Origin of the sequence: Bradyrhizobium canariense (assembly GCF_018130465.1) — a bacterium.
GTDB lineage: Bacteria > Pseudomonadota > Alphaproteobacteria > Rhizobiales > Xanthobacteraceae > Bradyrhizobium > Bradyrhizobium canariense_C.
Window position 1 is genome coordinate 1 of the sequence record NZ_JAFCKJ010000002.1, and the last position, 15,016, is coordinate 15,016.

Genomic DNA, 15,016 nt, shown 5'->3' on the forward strand with positions numbered 1-15,016 from the left:
CGCCCTCGACGGCGCCCTCCTCGGCGATCGACTTCTTCGGCGCGGGCTTTTCCTTGGGCGCCTTGGTCTCCTTGGCTGCGTCCTTCGCTACGTCCTTGGCAACAGGCACCGGGGCTTCAGCGACAGGCGCGGGCTCAGCCTTGGCAATTGGCGCAGGCGTCGGGGCTTCGATCGCGGTTTCGCGGAAGGCGCGCTCGAGCTCGTCGAGCGAGACTTCGCCCGGACGCAGCGGACGTTCCAGGGTCTGGTCAGCCAGCGTGCCCTGGCTGACAGGCGCAGCTTCAACGACGACAGATGCTTCCGGCGCCAGCGGGGGAGATTCCGCAACGGGAGCAGCGGCGGCACCGGCGGCCATTGCCGCCATGCCCTGCTCGACCATCGCTTCCAGCTTCTCGATGAGATCGCGGTCGGTGCCCTCGGGCTCGGCTTCGGTCGCCTCCAGCCCGGCCAGAATTTCCTTGATGCGGTCGATCGAGGACAGGATCACCGTCACCGCCTGCCCGGTCACCGGCATGCCGTCACGGAATTTGCCCATCAGCGTCTCGCCGGCATGCGCCAGCGCTTCCAGGCGCGGCAATCCGAGGAAGCCGCAGGTACCCTTGATGGTGTGGACCAGGCGGAAGATGTTATCCAGGATCTTGGCGTTGTTCGGCTCCTGCTCGAACTTCACCAGCTGATTGTCAACGGTGTCCAGGCTCTCGCTGGTTTCCGTCAAGAACTCCCGCAACAGATCATCCATGAGCTACGCCTTACTGACCTGGACCTCGACGCCCGAGCCCCGCTTGGCATGAACGGAAGCCCTACCTTGGATCGTTAGACATCCCCTTTCACGGTCCCGTTAATTTCATCCTCCGTGCTAATACGGATATTGAAGACAAGTTTGCCGTTCGACCGTATGCGACAGCGTTTTTCGGCAAAACCGGCTCCACGCCGCAACGGCGAGAGGCGTTAGGTAAACGTGCCGATAACAGCGGGGCCAGACGCGCGGGAAAGCCCTGCTCGTGAAGGACGATATGCACGGCCTTTGCGGGATTGTAGCGAGCCGCCTGCAATCCGGGGCGTTCTCGCCACCGTCGCTTGGTGCCTTGCCGGGATTCGCAAGATCCGCGTCTTGCGGTAAACGAACGGTTACCCGCGTCCGCTGCGGCCGGTGCGGCCGGTGCGGCCGCTAACCCAGGCGCGCGGTCGAGGCAAGGTCGCCGTCGGGACGGTGCTCCGCCAGACAATCGTTGATAGCGGCGAGCAGCGCGTGCGGCGTGAACGGCTTGCGCAGACAGCGCGCCGCACCGAGCTCCAGCGCCATCCGGAGGAAATCGGGGGCTGGCGAATTCAGATTTGCGAAAGCGTAACCGGACATCGCGATTAGCGGAACGGCCGGCGCCCGCTCGTGAAAGATCCGGATCGATTCGAACCCGCGCATGTGCGGCATGAAGATATCGATGATCATCAGATCGAACTGTCCGTGTTCAAGGGCGCGAAGTCCGGCTTCCCCTCCTTCGGCGATCGTCACCCGAAAATTGTTGCGCTGGAGATAGACCTCGATGGCCATGCAAACCATCGGGTCGTCATCGACAACGAGAATATGGCGCAGACCTTCTGTCCCCGTTTGAGCTTCCCGTTTCGGCGATTCAATAATCGAACCGTGGGGCACGCCTTTCTCCTTTGCTCGAGAAATGAACGGAGACGAACGTCATTGGCGGAGCGGAGAAGACGATGGACGCGGAATCCGCGGCCACGCGGCGCCATGGTTCGAAGCAATGTTTGAGGACTGTCAGCACGCGTCCAACCAACGAGGGTGCGCGGGCCGACCGGCGTCCGACGGCAGCGCTGATGCAATGCTTCCAACTCACGAAAGCCCCCTTGCCGCTTTTACCTGCGCAACCCTCGCAGGACTGGCGCGCAGGCTCATGAGCGAATCAGCGTGCCATTCTTATTTCCGCCGCAAATGCGCCAGCCTGTCTGCCCCCCAACAGGTATATGGACGGCGGCACAACCTGTATAATAGGCTTTAGTCGCCGCGCAACTGGATGACGAACAGGATGCGGGGCCGATCACACCGAACGTGCCGGATCGACCTGCATGACCGCGAACGGCCACCCGCCCAACCAGTTGCTGCAAATGCTCGACGCGGCCGATCTGAATCTGTTGCGCCCCCATCTCGCGACAGTCGAAATGGTCAGGGAATCTGTCTTAGGCGAGGCCGACGCCCCGGTGAGATATGTTTATTTCCCGCATGGCGGATCCGTATCGATCACGGTCGGCCTTTCCGAAGGACAGATGATTGAAATCGCGATGCTGGGCCGCGACGGCGTCGTAGGCGGCGGCGCAGCACTTGCCGACGGCATCGCACCGGCCGACGCCGTCGTGCTATTCCCCGGGACTGCGTCCATGCTCGAAATCGCGGCTTTTCGGACAGTCGCTGCGACAAGCGCGCCGTTTCGCAGCCTGATGGTCCGCCACGAGCAGGCTCTGCTCGCGCACGCGCAGCAGTCGCTGCTCTGCAATACGCTGCACACGGTCGAGGCGCGGCTAGCGCGCTGGCTCTTGCGGGCCCGCGATCTGTCCGACAGTGAAATTCTCCCGCTGACCCAAGAAACACTGGCGCAGATGATGGGCGTACGGCGCAACGCCGTTTCCCTGGTCGCGCATGCGCTCCAGCGCGCCGGCATCATTCACTACACCCGCGGCCAGATCGAGATCATCGACTTGCGGGCGCTGGAAGCCACATCCTGCAAGTGCTATTGGGCGGTAAAGGCCAACCATTCGCGCCTGGTGGGGGTCCTGCGATGAAGCGCGCGACATGATCATCCTGGATGCGGACGTGCGCCCGGCGTCGCAGCGGCGATCGCCGCGCTCGGACATCTTGTCCCAATTGCCAATATATCCCGACGTGAGCATGATGGAACTTACCCGAACGGCGAGCAGTTTCGAGTGCTGCGACTCGCTGGTCCGGGAGACGGGAGGCTACTTTGGAAACGATGGTGCGTTCCTCCAACGGTTTCCTGTCCGCGCTGTCGGCAGACGATTATGAATTGATCCGCCCGCACCTGCGTACGGGCGATCTGCCGCATGATGCGGTGCTGGTCGAGACCGGCGAGACGCTCAAGCGCGCCTACTTCCCCCATCGCGGCGTCATCTCGCTGGTGGTGGAGCTCGCCAGGGGCGAGCATGTGCAAGTCGCCATGATCGGCCGCGACAGCCTGCTCGGAACGCTCTCGACCATGGGCGATGCCTGCGCGCTGAACACGGCCATCGTGCTGGTTCCCGGCTCCGCCTCGATGATGGACCTCGACCGGCTGCGCGTCGCGGCCGAGCAGAGCGGCACCCTGCGGACGCTGCTCACGCGTCACGGGCTGGCGGTCTACGCCCAGGTCCAGCAGACCGCGGGCTGCAACGCCGCCCATCCGGTGGAGTCGCGGCTGTCGCGCTGCCTGTTGCACACCCATGACCTCTCCGGCGACTACCGGCTGCTGCTGACCCAGGAGACGATGGCGCAGATGATCGGCGCCCGGCGGAACAGCGTGTCGCTGGTCGCCAATACCTTGCAGCAGGCCAATTTCATCCACTACAGCCGCGGACACATCCAGATCCTCAACCTGGACGGCCTGCGCCAGACGGCGTGCGAATGCTACGCCACCGTGAAGGCGCAGTATGACCGGCTGCTCGGCCCGCGCTGACCGGCGCCGCGGCGTGGTGAACCGGCGGCTAATTCCGGCCCGCAAACACGGATTGTCCTGCTACCGGAACTGAAATCCAGATGCCGTAGACACGGACGTGCCGCGCGCGCCGGAACGGGCCGCGCGGCAAACGAACCGTGATCAAGGCAGGCAAAACCATGCTCGAAGTAACCGTCGCGTCTGCGCAGACAGCGCTTGATGCCGAGCCCGCGCGCGAGCCGGGCGCGTACCAGGCGCTGGTGCGCGAGATCGGCGAGGACGGTGCTTGTGAAGTGCGCGACGTGTTCTGGAGCGAGACCTGCGCCCGCCTGCAGCTGTTCCGCACGCTCTCGCTCGCGCAGCACCACGGCAGGATCGCGCGCGAAGCGCATTCGCTGAAGAGCGCGGCCGGAACCTTCGGCTATGTCCGGCTCGCGGCGCTGGCGCTGCGGCTGGAGAAGACCGCGGAAGGGCTCGGCGACGCCGAATTTCGTGACCTCCTGGACCTGATGGAGGCCGCCTACGCCACCGCGCGCGCGCAGGAGCCGGAGGGCTAGATTCTCACTTGACGCGTTTCTTCACGCGAACCGGTATCCACTTCGCTTGAAAACGCTCTAACCACTCACGCGTGCATCCCCGCCGTACTTCTACGGTTTGGGATTTTCACAGATGGCTAATCATAGATAGCGATAGTGCCCGGAAACCAGGAGGGTTTCCATGTTCACCTACGAGACCGCGGACCAGAAAGAAGTTCGTCGCTTCCGCATCGCACAATTCAACGGCCGGATGGCAACGGTAACCGCTGGCGAGGCGACGGTGACCGGCTTCGTGCGCTCGGTGCTGGAGCAGGAATCGAGCATGCCGCCACGCTGGACCATCACGATCATTCCCAATGCGACGAAGGAAGAGCTCAAGCCGCTGCGGCCCTCATCGCGCGCGCGTCCCTTCGCCGAAGATTATTTCTGAGCGCGATCGGAGCCCCGGGTCTTTCTCGAGAGATGTTCACGCTTGGCCTTCGCCGCCGGCGGGCGGCCCGCCCCAAGAGCCTTCAGTCGATCGCGTGCAGCAGCGCCGCACGGACCAGGTCCGCCGTGTTGCGCGCACCGAGCTTCCGCATCGCTTCGGCGCGATGGCTCTCGAAGGTGCGCGGACTGATCTGCATCCGAAGCGCACCCTGCTTGTTCGAATAACCCTCGCTTATCAGCCTCAGCACCTCGCGCTCGCGCTTGGTCAGCCGCTTCTGGCCTGACAGGCCGACGATTTCGGCGCTCGGCACGCGCTGTGGCTGCGGCACGCGCGCGGCCTTCGATTCGGCGTCCTCGGCCCTGGCCGCGATCGACAGGCTACCCGTGTGAGAACCGGCAAGCTGCTTGACGAGGCCACAAACCCGCTCGGTCTGCACCAGCGCATTCTCCACCACCCGCTGCAGATAGGCACGGTCGCCCGTCACCGGCGCGAGCTGATCGCTGTGATGCTTGATCTCGCCCATGTAGAGCAGGAGCGCCGTGAGGGGGCCGTTGAGCTCGCGGGCGATCGCGGCGGCCATTTCGTCGGCCGCCTTGGCACGGGCGGCATTCAGGCGGACGGGATCGAGCTCTTCAGTCGGAGCAGCGCTGCTTTCGTACCATTCCGACGGCCGCGAATCAGTGGCCGTATCATTCTGTGACCCCATGTCACTCGTTTAGCGGAACCCAGGGCGATCTGTGGTTAACTTTTTGCTCCGTAAGACTACGGTGATTTTGGCAGTTTTGCGCTAAAACCCCGGCACAGGCACACTTTATGCTTGAGTGGCATCGCCCTCCGACATGCTCAGGTTGATAAATCTGCCCAAATAATGGGCGGAAGGCCCAAAGCCTTCTTAACGATCACATCCGCGCCGGATACCTGCGGCCCCGGATTTTACGGATAAATTAACGGCGACTTGCTTCTCTATGTCGCAATTGAGAGCGCGCAAATGCCTCCATGCATTGGGCCGGTAGGCCTGCTGGAATCGTTGCGGAAGATTGCGTGCCATGAACGAGATCGACCAGCTATCGGACTTCTTGCAGAAGCTGACGCCGCTATCGCGCAGCTGCCTGCTCAGCGAGCTCGAACGGCTTGAGCTGTGCGGCATCGACATGCCGGGCGCGGCCGATATCCAGTCCAAGCTGCGGGCCGAATTTCGCAAGGACGGATCGAGCCAGGCGCGCGCCACCAGTCCCTCGCGCCATTTCTTCGCGCCGCTCGAGCTGCTTCTGATCGACGGCGCGCCCGAGCATGCCAATATGGGGCGTATCTCGCGCAACACCCTCACCCCGATCTGGGAGTGGATCTGCCGCGACCTGCTGCCGACCATGGCGCGCGACTACATCAAGGCGATCAACGACCAGGTCGCCGCCAACAATCCGAAGGAAGTGCTGAAGATCGCATCGACCTTCCAGACCAAGGTCGTCAAGGTTCTCGAGAGCACCCTCGCATCAGCGGAGAGCACCGAGTTCGCGCGCGGCAAGCTCGCTCAATACACGGCGTCGCGCACCGCCTTCGACGACGTGAAGAAGATGCAACAAGTGCTGCGCGCCGGCGCCGCGCTGCCGAAGTTCAACGAAAAACTGCCCGAGAAGATCGCGAAGTTCGACGACGGCCAGGTTGATCAGATCACCGCACGATTGGACGCCTTCAAGAAGGCCCATCCCGAGGCACTGCCGTTCGCACTGACGCTGGTGGCGAGGCGGCTGAAGACGTTCTGGCAATTGGTGCGCCTTGCCACCAAGGCCGCCGCGAGCAAGAGCGCCGCAGACGTCGCCGCCACGCCCTATGCCCGCGTCGTTCACATGGTGCTCGACCAGCTCGACGACAGGCGCCTCGCTTTGCGCATCGCACTCCGGCACAACCGGGTGCTGGTCGCGCGCGACCTGCTCGCCGAGATCTACGACACCGAATATGCGCTCAAGGTGCGGATCGACGGCATCGAGCATTGCGAATGGGGCATTCGCCTCCAGCAATTGATGGACGCGATCGCGGCGCTGGTGTCCGCCGAGGTGAGCCGCTTCCCCTCCAATGTCGGTCACATTCTCGGCTCGCGCCGGCTGCGCAGCCACGACACGCTCGGCGGAAAGCTGTCCTATCTGGCCTGGAAGGGACGCGATGTGATCGAGGACGGCGCGGCAGCGTTGCGCAAGCTGATCGGCCAAACCTGATCCCGCGCTAATGCGCGCGCGGCAGGCACAGGAAGCGATCGAGAAATCGTCCTGACAGCACGAATCTGAACCACCAATACAGTATTCGCCGCGTCGTCATTGCTGCGATCCTCGACAGCCCACCACCGGCTGCTCAGAGCAATAGCGCAAGTGCAGCAATGTGCTTGTGATGTGCTTCACACGGGCGCCGTCGCCGCCGGACCCATTGTCGCAGAACCGTCACGAGCGAGGCCGCGAACATGCGCGCATCGCGCGAGAGCCACGAGCAATTGAGGCGGCCGTTATTCAATTGGGCGAAGCGCGCGCGGCTTCGTCCAATTGCAGGACAGCGTGCGCGAATACCGCCGCGCTGCACGTCACGAAAATCTCCGGTGATTGCCGCACTCCCGCGCGCGACGCGCGGGCAGACGTAAAAACTTCTGCAACGAAGTCCGGACAATTTTAGACGTGATGGCCGCTTTAACGTTACCCAGATAATCCAACAATCGGCTGAAGCCCTCCATATTTGAAACTGCTCACGTCGCTAACACACCGACACGGAACGGGAGTGGCTTGCGATGAACGACGAAATTGTTGAGCTCGCCGGACGAAGGCCAAGAACCTTCGGACGGCGAAAGGTGACGCCGCGCGCCTGCGTGGCCGACGGCAAGCGCCATCTGCGCGCTTTTCTCGCGGAAGTGCTGGAGGATCTCGGCTTCGTCACCACCGAATGCGCCAGCGCCGACGAGCTGAAAACCGTACTGACGAGCGAATTGCCCGACCTGATCCTGCTCGGCATCGCCGCCGACGGCATCGAGCCCGGCACATTTCTGGAGACGCTGGTGCGCGAGGCATTCGACGGCAAGGTTCTGGCCGTCGGCGCCCGCGAGTCGATCATCGTCAGGGCCGTGCAACAGGTCGGCGAGGAATACGGCCTTGCGATGCTGCCGCCGCTGACCACGCCCTTTGCCGCGGAGACGCTGCGCGAGCGCGTCGCGATGCTGCTGCCCGAGGAGCCGGCACCGAGCCCGGCCGTGCATGTCGGCGAGGCCCTGCATGCCGGCTGGCTCGAGCTCTGGTACCAGCCCAAGATCGACGCGCGCACGCTGGTGCGCAACGGCGCCGAGGCGCTGGTGCGGATGCGGCATCCGACCTGGGGCGTGGTGCCGCCGGCCTATTTCATCCCCGAAGAGCATGACCCGCATCTGCGCGACCTCTCCGAATTCGTGATCGAGCGCGCCATGCAGGACTGGCACTATCTGCTGGAGCAGCAGAGCCCGGTCGATCTCGCCATCAACCTGCCGGCGTCATATCTGAAGGAGCCGCAAGCCGTGCGCGATCTCTGCCGCCGCATGCCGACGCATCCGGCGTTCGGCGGGCTGACGATCGAGATCGACAGCGCGGAGGCGATCCGCGACCTCGATCACCTCGTCGAGGTCGCCCGCGAAGTGCGGCTGCACAATATCGGCCTGTCGATCGACAATCTCGGCGCCAACTGGCCCTCGCTGATGGACCTCGGCAAAATTCCCTTCATCAAGCTGAAGGCCGACCGGCACTTCGTCACCGGCAGCGGCACCGATCGCCTCAAGCGCACGGTGTGCCGCCACATCGTCGAGCTTTCACATGGCTATGGCGTGGACGCCGTCGCCGAGGGCGTCGAGAGCCGCGCCGACCTCGTCGCGGCGAACGAGCTCGGCTTCGACCTCGTGCAGGGTTTTCTGTTCGGCAAGCCGATGCCGCTGAAGAAGTTTGCGCGGAGCACGCTGACGCGGACGGTGATGGGGGCAGAGTGAGGCGGCCTCAGGCAAACCGCCGCGCGAAGAACACGCAGGCGACCACCAGCGCGGTCGCGACGATCATGCTCCAGGCAACCGGTTCGTGCAGCAGCAGGCCTGCGAGCGCGAGACCGAAGAACGGCTGAAGCTGCTGCAACTGGCCGACACGCGCGATGCCCCCGATCGCGAGCCCGCGATACCAGAAGATGAAACCGACGAACATGCTGAAGACCGAGACGTAGGCGAGCCCGATCCAGGCGGGCACGCCGACGCCGCTCCAGGTCGACGGCCAGGTTAGAATCGCGACCGGCACCATCAGCGGCAGCGAAAGCAGCAGCGCCCAGGAGATCACCTGCCAGCCGCCGAGCCGACGCGACAGCGCGGCGCCCTCGGCATAGCCGAGCCCGCACAGCACGATCGCCGCGACCATCAGGAGATCGCCGGTGAGCGATGCGGAGCCATCGTTGGAGAGGGCAAAGGCCGCCACCGTGGCGCTGCCCAGAACAGCGAACAGCCAGAACATCGGCTGCGGCCGTTCGCCGCCGCGCAGCACGCCGAAGATCGCGGTGGACAGTGGCAGCAGGCCGATGAAGACGATCGAATGCGCCGAGGTGATGTGCTGGAGCGCGAGCGCGGTCAACAGCGGGAAGCCGACCACGACCCCGATGGCGACGATGGTGAGCGAGACGAGATCATTGCGCGCCGGCCGCGCCTGACGGAGCAGGCCGAGCACGGCCACGCCGATCAGCGCCGCGATGACCGCGCGCGCGGAGGTCAGGAACAGCGCGGAGAACCCGCCGACCGCCACCCGCGTCGCCGGCAGCGAGCCGCTGAAGATGATGACGCCGAGAAGCCCGTTGCCCCAGCCGGTGGCGGAAGATTGCATGTCCGTTTTGCCTTGTGGGTGGTGATCCGATCTGGAGAGGCCAGCCGGGGTGGCGTGACGATTACCCTTAAGCCTTCCGGGGGCGGACAACAAAAAACGCGAAAACAACCCCATGCACAGTAGCCGGTGGCTGCAAGATCAATGGCTTACGCGGGACCGGAATCGTCTGACTCGGCGGCGATCGTAGTGTCGGCGGATGTCGGATGACGTCGCGCGTCGTTTGACTCGTTGGGCAACACAGGAGCACGATGCCATCATAGCAGGTCGTGTGATCGGCGATCGAACGCCTACCCCACTTTCTGGTAAGGCGTGACGAACTCGCGGTCGATTTCTCGTCTCAAGCTGGGGCGTTCTGTTAATAGTCCGACTTTTTCTGGCGTCCGCCGTCGCGGGAATAGACGCTAGTGCAGGCTGGCACTCTGCTTGACCGCTCGCACTATGAGAACGCGCCGGCTTCGACCGGCGTCCTCGATCTCGATCTCGTCTTCCTCGTTGGAGCCTAGGATCTGCTTTCCTAGCGCGGTCTCCGCCCCAACCAGTCCATTCACCGGGTCGTGCCGGTCGTGGCTCAAAACAAAGCTGCTCGTCTTGTTGTCATCGAGGTACCGCACGACGATGCTGTCGCCGACCTTGATGCCGCCCTCGGGCGCATTCACCGTCGAGCCGACCTCGTCCGGCTTCGGCTGTACTCCGGGCTTCGCGCCCGCGACGCGCTGCTCGGTATATCGCTCCGGAAGATACTCCGCAGGTGCAGGCTGGATGCCGTTCGCGTCCAACATCTGGAAAAGGTCGGCCATGCAGCCATCCGGATCCACAGTGAAGCTCGACGCCCAGCAACGCCAGAAGCGCCAACCGACGCGTTCCAGCACGCGCTGTCTCGACATGTCGTCGGCCCAGCGCTCCGGGCCGTGGTACTGGTCGCCGTCGCATTCGATCGCCAGCCGCCTATCGCCGGCGCCTTCGACGACGAGGTCGATCTTGAAGCCCATGGCACCCACCTGCGGGATCACACGGTATTTGCGGTCCAGAAGCCGACCGAGAATGGCCCGTTCGAAGTCGGAATCGCATAGAGCTGCCAAATCACCCTTGGGACGCTGGCTGCCCTTCATGGGATCCCGGAAATGCCGGAGCACTTTAGCCTTCAGGTCCTCGGGCTTGAGTTCTTCTTCGCGGACGGACCTCACCAGGTAAAGTCGATCCCGTGCCCGGGACATGGCGACGTTGAAGCGCTGCTCGAAGTGCAGGGCCGTCTGCGATTGCTTGTGCGCCGGGTCCGCAACCATCGAAAGAAAGACGATGTCACGTTCGTTGCCCTGAAATGTCGCACTGTCGCCGCACGCGATCCGGTGGCGCATGTAGTGTTCTTCGCCGACCGCGTCGAGCAGCATTCGGTTGATCAGGGCAGCCTGTTTCGAACCGATCAAGGAGATCACGCCGATGCTTCGCCAGCGATCGGCGTCGCCGATCTTCGAAAGCGCCGGACTGTCGATGATCTTGAGGACCTCCGATACGACGACCTCCGCCTCCCGGAGGTTGACCTTGTCGCCCGTCCGTTTGCCGTCGGGAACGTAGATGTCCACCAAGGGAGGATCGATCCGCTCATGAGTCGTCGGAATCCGCAGCGGGACGAGCGCTTCCGTATAGAATTGCGTCGAGAACCGGATGATCGGCTCGACGCACCGGAAGTGTTCGCGCAGCATGACGAACTTGTCGGGAAACATCACCTTGGCGAGGTCGTACAGAGATGCCCCTGGCAGCAGCAGCGTCTTGAACGGTTGATTGGTCAGGAACGTGCGCTCCAGCCTTTCGATCTTCGCATTGTCGATGAAGGCCGCGCTCGGACTGACCTGCTTGTCATCTCCCACGACGAGGATCTTGCGGCCGCGGAGAAGGGCCGTCACCTCCTTGATGTCGGACTGCGATGCCTCGTCCATGATGACGAGATCGAAGGTACCCAGCTCGCCTGGAAGCTGCTCGGCGACGCGCCAGGACGGCATGATCCAGCATGGCACCCCGTCATAGCAGGCGGCCATTGCCTTGCGGGCGTCGCGGCGATGCCGCATCGCGCCTTTGCCCGTGCCTTTGCCGACCTTTCTCAGGGCGGTCGCGAACATCATCAGGGCCGCGCGGACCTGGCCGGTCATCGAGCTCGCGAGTGCGTAGAACGTGCGCTCGCGGACGAGCTGCTCGAAACTCTTCGCCACCGAGGCTTCGAGCTTGGATCGTTCGTTGGCAAGGCGGCCGACGTGGTCCCTTTGATTCAGTGATGACAGGTAGCCTTGAGCGGCACCCCAGTCCCAAGCTTGACGCCAATCGGCGGGCATTTGGCGATCCTGCCCATCCAAGGCAGCCTCGGTGCGCAGCTTTGCGGCCCAGGTTGGCGCGCCGGCCGCCTCGATATCGTCAGCGCCTTCGCGCAGCGTCTCGAAATGCGAACGATGACGCGCCAAATCATCGATCGCCTGCAATAGCTTCGTCCATGTCTCTTCCACGCGCGCTTCCGGAAGGTCGCCGCGCCCGACCACCTCGTCCATGAACGATTTCGCCAGTCGACCGAACTTTCCTCCGCTTTCCCCGAAGAGTTCGGAGAGTCGGGCCACTTCCTGCCTAGCGGCGGCGAGCCGCACCGCCCCAATGGCGTTCCGGAGCGCCGTCCGGATGGCCCTCAACCTGGCCCCGTCGGGCCACAGTCCCGCCGTTTCGCCGATGGCCACATCGCGGAGCTCGGCTTGCAAGTCGGCATGGATTCTTGGGGCGAGAATGAGGGCGCTGTCGAGCGCGTCCGACAGTTCGGAGAGCTGTCTGGGCGCTCCGATGCCCACGCCCTCGGCGGCGAGTTCTGGCGCGAGTCCGTTCCATCGCAGGCGCAGGTCCGCAAAACGTCTACGCCATGCCACGTAATCGCGGACGTGCGACCACTCGTCGGGGCTCGACGGCGCACGCGACAGTATGCGGATGGCCTCGATAGCCGGTCGAAGAGCCTTCTCCTTGAACGCGAACATACCGAAGATCTTGTCGCCGGCGGCGGCACGCGCGATCAAATCGTGCATTTCCGGAGACACGTCGTCCTGAACCGTGACCGGCTTCTGCAGATATCTGCCGTGCTCCTCCACGACCGACTTCGCCTCCGGCAGGAACGACCGCAGCGCCAGCATCGCCGGGTCGTCTTCGTCGAATTGCGAGGCCGTGCAGATCGACCGCAGGAACGGAAAACGATCGAGATGACGGCAGGCTTCGACCAGAACGTCGAGCGCGTCGGCCGCACGCTCGGCCTTCTTCAGAGCTTCGACGGAATGCAGCCGCAGAACAAGCGAAGCGTCCTTGGCAGCTTCTGCGTTCAACGCATCCACACGTTGGATATCGCGGTGAAGATTGGCGAGCGCGCGTCCACTGGGCAGATCCGAAATCGACGGCAGGGCGACGCGCAGATGCTCGATACGCGCGCCAAGCGCGAGCCTCGCTTGCCGGACCCGTGTGAAGTCGGCATCGGTACACTTCGCATCCGCCGCGAAAACGTTCGGCTTGTCGACGAACCATGAATACGTGTCACCGTTCGCGACGACGGAGGCGGCCAATTCAGCCGGCCGCAGGTCGCTTCCGGGGACGGATGAGAGCTGCTTCTCCGCGAACCGGCCGATCTCGGTGTCGATCTCGGCGATCCGCTTGCGCATGCCAATGATCGCGGTTTCGAGACCTCCGATCAATCGGAGCTGTTCACCCGGGCGAATACTTTCGATGATCGACTGGAGCAGCCGAACCGCTCCCTCGAGCTGTTTGAAGCCTTCCTTTTCCGACGTCGTAATGCTGATCGCCAGATCGCGGACCTCTGCTGGCAATTGATCGCGAAGCACAGATAGCGCGGGCTCGCCGTGGGACACGACGAGCACGCGGCGCCCGAGCGCGAGATAATGACAAATGATGTTCGATATCGTGTGCGTCTTGCCGGTGCCTGGCGGACCCTGGACCACGACGCCGTCGTTTTCTTCCAGCCGCCTGACGATCTCGACCTGTTCGTCGTTGAACGGCTTCGGAAAGAAGAGGTCGCCTAGCGGCGCGGCTGGCTCTTCCGCCGCCGCGGGGCCGATCGCGCCTCCTAGCGAACCTGGCAGCGCACTCCAACGATTGGAATTGGACGGCGCCGGGCCCATCACCAACGTCCGTGACGGCCCCGGGAGGTCGGCGGGTGATTCTTCGATCGCGCGTTTGAGATTTTCGATGTCCTGAAGAAGAAAGTTGTCGGATCGCTTCCGCGCCGCCAACACCCAGCGGTCGGTGACGACGAGGTTCAGCGTCGCCGGCGGCGGTGGCGCCGTCGGCTCGATGCGCTCGCTGTCGGGAAGATAGATACCTTCAGGATCGAGTCTAGTCTGGCACGCACGCAGAACTAGTTCGAAGGTGTCGCGCTCGAACGGGCTCACGCCGACTTCATCGTCCGTCGTCGCGAGTGCCCGGCGCGCAGCATCCTGCGCCGTGGGTACGCCGTCGATCTTCAGTTCGTCATAGGGCCTTAGGTTGACTGTCGCCGGCGCCCCCCTGGGTCGGACCCGGATGGTGCCCGCAGCGCCTTCGTCGATCTCGATCTCGACCAAGCGCTCGATCAACGGAAGGTCGATCAACGTGCCTTCGAATATCCAGCGTGAAAGGCCGATCCCCCAGACGAGCTCCATCGCCTGTTCAGCGCTTCCCATCTCGGAGAGCTGCGCGACCTCGAAGAGCTTCTGATAAAGCGCGATCGACCGCCGGCGCGGTCGCTCGGCAACGGACCATGGTAGCCAGGACTGCGAGATGTAACCTTCGATCTCGTTGGCGATCTCAGACCGGTCTTCCAACCGCAGCCGGATATCGAACTGCCCCTTGGCGCCAACCGCGAACGACTCGGCGCAATCCTCCGCGCGGGCCCGCCCGGAGGCGACGAATTCATCGCACTCGGCCTTGGAGACCGTGATGAGCACATGGTCACGCGTCACTGGCGTCTTGTCTGGGTCCTGCGAAAGCTCGATCCATGGCGTCAACCCATCAGGCGGCGCGGGTGGATCGTTCCGCTTCAGGCGCTCGGCGCTCAACCAGATCGCACCGTCGTCGTCGATGAGATCGTGGGTTATGCCGGGCAGCGCGTGAAACTCATGCTCATGGAACGTGAAGGTCTGACCATTGGCGAGGCGATACTCGGAAAGTCTGAACGTCGGTCGCTCGTCTAGCTTGATCACCTGTCCGACGTAGTCGAGCAGTTCCGTAAGACGTTCGACGGGCGTCTCGTCAATACCAGCCTTGGCGTCTACTGGTCCCCTCAATAGTCGACTCCATGAGTGCCGAGCACTTGTCCTCGATGCCCTGCATCTACCAGAGATAGTCGAAATCGAATCGGAATGACAATCTCGTCGGCAAAACGGTTAGGGGGGAGGTATTGGCGCGTGGCGCCATCCGCGCGGATCAAACGTCCCATTTGCAGGATATTGACTCAGCGATGATGGCAATTTGTCCGGATGGTGGGTCTCTGCCGCAGCACTCCACCAGCTGAACCAATGGCTCTTGGACTGCCCTGTT

General features: G+C 63.6%; 11 protein-coding genes. 6 read left to right on the plus strand and 5 right to left on the minus strand.

All coding sequences use genetic code 11. The annotated features are described in order from the left end of the window. Both JQ591_RS04305 and JQ591_RS04310 read right to left on the minus strand, forming a co-directional pair. Nucleotides 1-739 (minus strand): Hpt domain-containing protein (locus JQ591_RS04305; RefSeq protein ID WP_211394818.1); only part of this gene is annotated, 739 nt, incomplete at its 3' end. 429 nt (nucleotides 740-1,168) lie between these two features. Beyond that, the gene (locus JQ591_RS04310) at nucleotides 1,169-1,591 is read right to left on the minus strand and encodes a response regulator (protein WP_211395579.1); all 423 of its coding nucleotides are present in this window, start codon (nucleotides 1,589-1,591) and stop codon (nucleotides 1,169-1,171) included. Nucleotides 1,592-2,079: 488 nt separating this feature from the next. Here JQ591_RS04310 and JQ591_RS04315 point away from each other — a divergent pair, with 488 nt between their 5' ends. The 4 genes from JQ591_RS04315 to JQ591_RS04330 all read left to right on the plus strand — a co-directional run bounded on the left by JQ591_RS04315 (nucleotide 2,080) and on the right by JQ591_RS04330 (nucleotide 4,622). Further along, complete coding sequence (locus JQ591_RS04315) at nucleotides 2,080-2,790, plus strand: Crp/Fnr family transcriptional regulator (RefSeq protein WP_211394819.1); 711 nt, start codon at nucleotides 2,080-2,082, stop codon at nucleotides 2,788-2,790. A gap of 188 nt (nucleotides 2,791-2,978) precedes the next feature. Further along, nucleotides 2,979-3,677 carry a Crp/Fnr family transcriptional regulator gene (locus JQ591_RS04320; RefSeq protein ID WP_211394820.1) on the plus strand — a complete coding sequence of 233 codons (699 nt, stop codon included), beginning with the start codon at nucleotides 2,979-2,981 and terminating at the stop codon, nucleotides 3,675-3,677. A 158-nt stretch (nucleotides 3,678-3,835) separates the two neighbouring features. Beyond that, the gene (locus JQ591_RS04325) at nucleotides 3,836-4,213 is read left to right on the plus strand and encodes an Hpt domain-containing protein (protein ID WP_211395580.1); all 378 of its coding nucleotides are present in this window, start codon (nucleotides 3,836-3,838) and stop codon (nucleotides 4,211-4,213) included. A gap of 160 nt (nucleotides 4,214-4,373) precedes the next feature. Next, nucleotides 4,374-4,622, plus strand: coding sequence for a hypothetical protein (locus JQ591_RS04330; protein ID WP_211394821.1), 249 nt, complete (start codon nucleotides 4,374-4,376; stop codon nucleotides 4,620-4,622). Between the two features lie 82 nt (nucleotides 4,623-4,704). Here JQ591_RS04330 and JQ591_RS04335 read toward each other — a convergent pair whose 3' ends face one another. After that, on the minus strand, nucleotides 4,705-5,328 hold the full coding sequence (locus JQ591_RS04335; RefSeq protein WP_211394822.1) for a helix-turn-helix domain-containing protein: 624 nt from the start codon (nucleotides 5,326-5,328) through the stop codon (nucleotides 4,705-4,707). Between the two features lie 340 nt (nucleotides 5,329-5,668). Between JQ591_RS04335 and JQ591_RS04340 the strand changes: the two genes are divergently transcribed. Both JQ591_RS04340 and JQ591_RS04345 read left to right on the plus strand, forming a co-directional pair. Then, nucleotides 5,669-6,832: a hypothetical protein gene (locus JQ591_RS04340; protein WP_211394823.1), complete on the plus strand. Its 1,164-nt coding sequence runs from the start codon at nucleotides 5,669-5,671 to the stop codon at nucleotides 6,830-6,832. 557 nt (nucleotides 6,833-7,389) lie between these two features. Next, on the plus strand, nucleotides 7,390-8,604 hold the full coding sequence (locus tag JQ591_RS04345; RefSeq protein ID WP_211394824.1) for an EAL domain-containing response regulator: 1,215 nt from the start codon (nucleotides 7,390-7,392) through the stop codon (nucleotides 8,602-8,604). 7 nt (nucleotides 8,605-8,611) lie between these two features. Here JQ591_RS04345 and JQ591_RS04350 read toward each other — a convergent pair whose 3' ends face one another. Both JQ591_RS04350 and JQ591_RS04355 read right to left on the minus strand, forming a co-directional pair. After that, nucleotides 8,612-9,472, minus strand: coding sequence for a DMT family transporter (locus JQ591_RS04350; protein ID WP_211394825.1), 861 nt, complete (start codon nucleotides 9,470-9,472; stop codon nucleotides 8,612-8,614). A 401-nt stretch (nucleotides 9,473-9,873) separates the two neighbouring features. Continuing rightward, nucleotides 9,874-14,763: an AAA domain-containing protein gene (locus JQ591_RS04355; RefSeq protein WP_211394826.1), complete on the minus strand. Its 4,890-nt coding sequence runs from the start codon at nucleotides 14,761-14,763 to the stop codon at nucleotides 9,874-9,876. Nucleotides 14,764-15,016: the final 253 nt, after the last annotated feature.